The organism is Roseicyclus sp. (assembly GCF_052168335.1).
Taxonomy (GTDB): domain Bacteria; phylum Pseudomonadota; class Alphaproteobacteria; order Rhodobacterales; family Rhodobacteraceae; genus Roseibacterium.
The window spans coordinates 1-4,382 of sequence record NZ_JBQLZP010000048.1; the positions used below are offsets into that span (position 1 = coordinate 1).

Annotated in this window: 5 protein-coding genes; 2 read left to right on the plus strand and 3 right to left on the minus strand. The window is 69.4% G+C overall.

Features of this window, described 5'->3' with window-relative positions; translation table 11 throughout:
* Nucleotides 1-114: 114 nt before the first annotated feature.
* On the plus strand, nucleotides 115-1,419 hold the full coding sequence (gene hslU, locus ACTS11_RS01685; protein ID WP_442638621.1) for an ATP-dependent protease ATPase subunit HslU: 1,305 nt from the start codon (nucleotides 115-117) through the stop codon (nucleotides 1,417-1,419).
* Here the strand turns inward: hslU and ACTS11_RS01690 are convergent.
* Genes ACTS11_RS01690 through ACTS11_RS01700 form a run of 3 tightly spaced genes read right to left on the minus strand, consistent with a single transcriptional unit; the run spans nucleotide 1,416 to nucleotide 3,711 of the window.
* On the minus strand, nucleotides 1,416-2,006 hold the full coding sequence (locus ACTS11_RS01690) for a Smr/MutS family protein (protein WP_442638622.1): 591 nt from the start codon (nucleotides 2,004-2,006) through the stop codon (nucleotides 1,416-1,418). The two genes, hslU and ACTS11_RS01690, sit on opposite strands and share 4 nt — an antisense overlap.
* 4 nt (nucleotides 2,007-2,010) lie before the next feature.
* A complete protein-coding gene (mltA, locus tag ACTS11_RS01695) occupies nucleotides 2,011-3,048 on the minus strand; it encodes a murein transglycosylase A (RefSeq protein ID WP_442638623.1) in 1,038 nt (345 codons plus the stop codon).
* A gap of 3 nt (nucleotides 3,049-3,051) precedes the next feature.
* Entirely contained in the window at nucleotides 3,052-3,711 is a 660-nt protein-coding gene (locus ACTS11_RS01700) for a Tim44/TimA family putative adaptor protein (RefSeq protein ID WP_442638624.1), read from the minus strand.
* Nucleotides 3,712-3,862: 151 nt separating this feature from the next.
* Between ACTS11_RS01700 and ACTS11_RS01705 the strand changes: the two genes are divergently transcribed.
* Complete coding sequence (locus ACTS11_RS01705) at nucleotides 3,863-4,345, plus strand: FxsA family protein (protein WP_442638625.1); 483 nt, start codon at nucleotides 3,863-3,865, stop codon at nucleotides 4,343-4,345.
* The last annotated feature ends 37 nt before the right edge of the window (nucleotides 4,346-4,382 follow it).

The window sequence follows — 4,382 nt, forward strand, 5'->3', positions numbered from 1 at the left end:
CCTGCTCGGCGCGCAATGGGAGGCGATGCGGCGGTCCCTGATGCGCGCGCTTCCGCAGTTTCCGGGCAAGGACCGGCTGCCGCCCTACGACATTCTGACAAGGGAAACCCCAGCGTGACCGACCTGACCCCCCGCGAGATCGTCTCGGAGCTCGACCGCTTCATCATCGGCCAGTCGGACGCCAAGCGCGCCGTGGCCGTGGCGCTGAGGAACCGCTGGCGGCGCAAGCAGCTGGGCGACGACCTGCGCGAGGAGGTCTACCCGAAGAACATCCTGATGATCGGTCCGACCGGCGTGGGCAAGACCGAGATCTCGCGCCGCCTGGCGAAGCTCGCGAAGGCGCCCTTCATCAAGGTCGAGGCCACGAAATACACCGAGGTCGGCTATGTCGGCCGCGACGTGGAGCAGATCATTCGCGATCTCGTGGACGCGGCCCAGGTCATGGTGCGCGAAAACCTGCGCGAGGAGGTGAAGGCCAAGGCCCATGCCGCCGCCGAGGAGCGGGTGATCGAGGCGCTGGCGGGCGAGGGCGCCCGCGACCAGACGCGCGAGATGTTCCGCAGGAAGCTCCGCTCGGGCGAGCTCGACGACACGCTCATCGAGCTGGAAGTGACGGACACGTCGAACCCGATGCAGGGCTTCGAGATCCCCGGCCAGCCGGGCATGGGCGGCATGATGAACCTCGGCGACATCTTCGGGAAGGCCTTCGGCCAGCGGAAGGTGCGCCGCCGGATGAGCGTCGCGGCAAGCTACGAGATCCTGATCCAGGAGGAGGCCGACAAGCTCCTCGATCCCGAGATGGTGACGAAGGAGGCGCTGCGCGCGGTCGAGCAGAACGGCATCGTCTTCATCGACGAGATCGACAAGGTCGCGACCCGGCAGGACGTGCGCGGCGGCGATGTCAGCCGCGAGGGCGTGCAGCGCGATCTCCTGCCGCTGATCGAGGGAACGACCGTCTCCACCAAGCACGGGCCGGTCAAGACCGACCACATCCTCTTCATCGCGTCCGGCGCCTTCCACATCGCCAAGCCCTCGGACCTGCTGCCGGAGTTGCAGGGGCGCCTGCCGATCCGCGTGAACCTCCGCCCGCTGACGGAGGGGGATTTCGTCCGCATCCTGACCGAGACGGACAACGCCCTGACCCGCCAATACGCCGCCCTGATGCAGACGGAGCAGGTGAGCGTCACCTTCACCGACGACGGGATCGCCGCGCTGGCCAAGATCGCGGCGGACGTGAACCAGTCGGTCGAGAACATCGGCGCGCGGCGGCTTTACACCGTGATGGAACGCGTCTTCGAGGAGCTGAGCTTCACCGCCCCCGACCGGAGCGGCGAGGCGGTGACGGTCGATGCCGCTTTCGTCGAGAAAAACCTCGGCGAGCTGACCCGCAGCGCGGACCTCAGCCGCTATGTCCTCTAGCGCCTGCGCCTGAGGTAGACGTAGTAGGCGCCGCCGCCGCCGTGCTTCTGATGCGCCTCGCGGACCTCGAGCACGAAGGCGCTGAGCGGCGGCGCGCTCAGCCAGCCCGGAACCTGCTGGCGCAGGACGCCGCGCCGGGCGGGAATGGGTCCGATGTCGTCCTCGCCCGTGCGACCCTTGCCGGTGATGACGAGGACCAGCCTCAGGCCGCGATCCCACGCGCCGCTGACGAAGCGGATCAGCGCCGGATGCGCATCGGCGAGCGTCATGCCGTGGAGGTCGATCCGCGCCTCGGGCTTCAGCTTGCCCCGGATCATGCGCCGGTGCGTCTTGTGCTGCATCCGCACCGGCGCCTCGGTGGGTGGCGCCCCACGCGGCGCGGGCGAGGTGACGGAGGCGGTCTCGCCGACGCGGAAGGGCTTGATCTCGAGGCTCGGCGGCGGCGGTTCGTCCCGTGGCGGCTCGGGGCGGGGCTTGGGCAGGACCGCCCGCTCCGGGACGGCGGGCGACAGCGGCTTCGCCGAGCGTTTCACGCGGTCCCACAAGTCCCGGTCGTCGGGACTGAGCCCCTTCCTGCGGCGCGCCATCCGCTCAGGCGTCCGGAACGGCCTGGTGCGCCCGCTCGATCGGCAGGAGGACCACCATCCGCCCCGGATCGCGGATCTCGCCCGCCGCGTCGCCGGCTTCGTCCCCGAATCCGAAGAAGATGTCCGCCCGCTGCGCGCCCCGGATCGCGCCGCCGGTGTCCTGCGCGACCATCAGGCGGCGGATCGGGATGGCCCCGTCCTTCTCGATCCAGACCGGCGCGCCGAGCGGCGTGTGCAGGGGATCGACCGCGATGGTGCGGTGCGGTGTGATCGAGCGGTTCATCGCCCCGAGCGGCCCGAGCGACGGGTCCGAAATATCGACCTCGCGGAAGAAGATGTAGGAGGGGTTGTGGTGCAGAAGCTCCCGCCCCTCGGCCGGGTTGCGGCGCACCCAGTTGGCGATCACCCGAGCCGAGACCTGGTGCGGCTCGTAGATGCCGCGGCGGACCATCTCGTGACCGACCGAGCGGTATTCGTGGCCGTTCCGCGCGCCATAGCCGACTCGAATAACGGTCCCGTCTCTCAGGCGGATGCGGCCGGAGCCCTGGATCTGCAGGAAGAACAGCTCCACCGCGTCGTCGACCCATGCGATCTCGAGGCCGCGTCCTTCCAGCACGCCGGTCGTCTCGATCTCGGCGCGGCTGAGCCATTGCTGCCCTTCGGCAAGCTCGGGCGGCACGCGGTAGACTGGGTAGCGGTAGCGCGCCGTCCGCACCCTCGACCCTTCGAGTTCGGGCTCGAAATAGCCGGTGAAGAGCGCGACGTGGTCGCCCCCGATCAGCACGGGCCGGAAGAACAGCTCGAAGAAGGTGCGCGCGTCGGGCGCGGTGGCGGCCAGCGCGCAGAGCCCCTCCCAGTCGGCGCCGCGCATGTCGCCGCAGGTCACGCGAAAGACATCGAGCGCCGCGGCGTGATCGTCCTCGGGCCAGCCGTCGAGGTCGGCAAAGTCGAGAAGCTGCGCGGGCGTTTCAGCCACGGCCTGCGACATGTGGACGGCGAGGAAGACCGCGGCCCCGAGTGCGATTATCCTCGCGCGCGGCATGGCTCATCCGTCGGTCGCCACCAGGAGCCAGTTCGGGTCGTCGGTGCCCATGGTGCGCGCGAAGGTCCAGACGTCGCGCTGCCGCTTGATCTCGCCGGGATCGCCCTCGACGATCTCGCCGTCGGCGTTGCGCACGACGGAGGTGAGTTCGCCCACGAAGCGCACCCTCACCTCGGCCTCGTTGCTGCCGCGGTCGAAGGTCGCGTTCTGCAACGCAAGCTCGCGGATACCGACGAATTCCGCGTCGATGCGGAGGCCTTGCGCCTCGCGCTCGCGGATCACGCTCTCGAAGCTCTCGAGCACGTCGTCGGCGAGGAAGTTGCGCAGCTCCTCGACGTCGCCGCGCTCGAAGGCCATCAGGATCATCTCGTAGGCGCCGCGCGCGCCCTGGAGGAATTCGCGCACGTTGAAGCCGGGCTCGGCCATCTTCATGGCGGCCAGCGACTTCGCGGCTTCGCTGTCGTTCGCCACGTGGTCGGTGATGTCGTCGTCCGGGCCTCCCTCGATCACCTCGAAGTCGCGGCGCGGGTCCGAGCGGGACGGGACGGGACGGACCGCGGGCTTCTCGAACCCTTCGCGCGTGCCCAGCACGCTGCGCAGGCGGAGGATCAGGAAGATCGCGATCCCCGCCAGAACCAGAAGGGACAGAAGCGAAGAATTCATGCGCGGGACCTCGGGGCGACAGGGTGGGGCTTTGATCGACGCTCGTTCCGGACATATGTAAGCGTTGGGACCTATCAAGTCCATGACCCCGCGGATGCGACATCTGGCGACCGGGGCGCCGACGATTTTCCCCAGAACGGGAGCCCCCGGAATGTGGCTTTTCCTCCTTTTCCTTCTCGTGCCGCTCATCGAGATCGCCCTGTTCATCCAGGTCGGCGGCTGGATCGGCCTCTGGCCGACGCTGGCGATCGTCGTGGCCACGGCCATCGCGGGAACGCTGCTCGTCCGCTCGCAGGGGAGCGAGGCGCTGTTGCGGCTGAGGCGGAGCTTCGACGAATTGCGCGACCCGACCGAGCCGCTGGCGCATGGCGCGATGATCCTGTTCTCGGGCGCGCTCCTGCTGACGCCCGGGTTCTTCACCGACACGGTCGGTTTCCTCCTGCTCGTGCCGCAGGTCCGCGCCTTCCTGCTCCGCCGCATCCGCGAGCGCATCCGGGTTCACACCGTCGGCGGCCCGGGCGACTGGCAGGCCCCGCGGGGTCCGGCGCGGCCGCGCGACGACGTGATCGAGGGAGACTACAGCGTCGAGGACACGCCGCCGCGCGACGGTCCCTCCGGCTGGACGCGGCATTGAGACCCGGAGCGCGGGCTGCTAGACGAACGCTCGACCA